Annotated in this window: 2 tRNA genes and 2 rRNA genes; all 4 read left to right on the top strand. The window is 47.3% G+C overall.

Annotation, left to right across the window (positions count from 1 at the left end):
• Nucleotides 1-15: 15 nt before the first annotated feature.
• Nucleotides 16-132: ribosomal RNA gene (gene rrf / locus HQN88_RS37220) — 5S ribosomal RNA — on the top strand.
• 118 nt (nt 133-250) lie between these two features.
• A tRNA-Ile gene (locus tag HQN88_RS37215) sits at nt 251-327 on the top strand.
• A 19-nt stretch (nt 328-346) separates the two neighbouring features.
• Nucleotides 347-422, top strand: a tRNA-Ala gene (locus tag HQN88_RS37210).
• Nucleotides 423-632: 210 nt separating this feature from the next.
• Nucleotides 633-753: ribosomal RNA gene (locus HQN88_RS37205) — 23S ribosomal RNA — on the top strand; the annotation flags it as partial.

Genomic DNA, 753 nt, shown 5'->3' with positions numbered 1-753 from the left:
ACCATGTTGCAACCGTTTGGTGATGATGGCGGAAGGGATCCACGCGTTCCCATCTCGAACACGACCGTTAAGCCTTCCAGCGTCGATGGTACTTGAACCGCAGGGTTCTGGGAGAGTAGAACGTTGCCAAGCGATACCCATGGCAAGCTTTCGGAGAAAGCTTCGAAAGCTTGTAGGTGGGTTTTTATTTTGAAGAATTTCCCTAATAAGTGATGCTTACGCAGTAAGTTTTGCTGAAGCAAATCTTTGAGGGCCCTTAGCTCAGCTGGTTAGAGCGCACCCCTGATAAGGGTGAGGTCGGTGGTTCGAGTCCACTAGGGCCCACCATTAAACTTAATATCATTTTGGGGCCATAGCTCAGCTGGGAGAGCGCCTGCCTTGCAAGCAGGAGGTCAGCGGTTCGATCCCGCTTGGCTCCACCAAAACACATTTTAAGACAGAAATTTCCAAGAAATTTCGACTTGAAATGCAGTAATAAGATGTGATAAGATAACTTTCGCCGCTGAAATAGGGCAAAGGTAATGGAATCACAAGTTGTTCCTTGAAAACTAGATAACGAAACAAAAACGTAAAGTAAGAACTTAGGTTGTGTTAACCTTCGGGTTACACAAAAATCTTTAAAGTTTTTTCTAGGTTAAGCTAGAAAGAGCACACGGAGGATGCCTAGGCACTAGGAGCCGAAGAAGGACGTGGCGAACGACGAAATGCCTCGGGGAGCCGTAAGCAGGCTTTGATCCGGGGATGTCCGAATGG

Origin of the sequence: Paenibacillus qinlingensis (assembly GCF_013204845.1) — a bacterium.
Taxonomy (GTDB): domain Bacteria; phylum Bacillota; class Bacilli; order Paenibacillales; family NBRC-103111; genus Paenibacillus_E; species Paenibacillus_E qinlingensis.
This window is presented reverse-complemented; position numbering and strand designations above follow the sequence as displayed.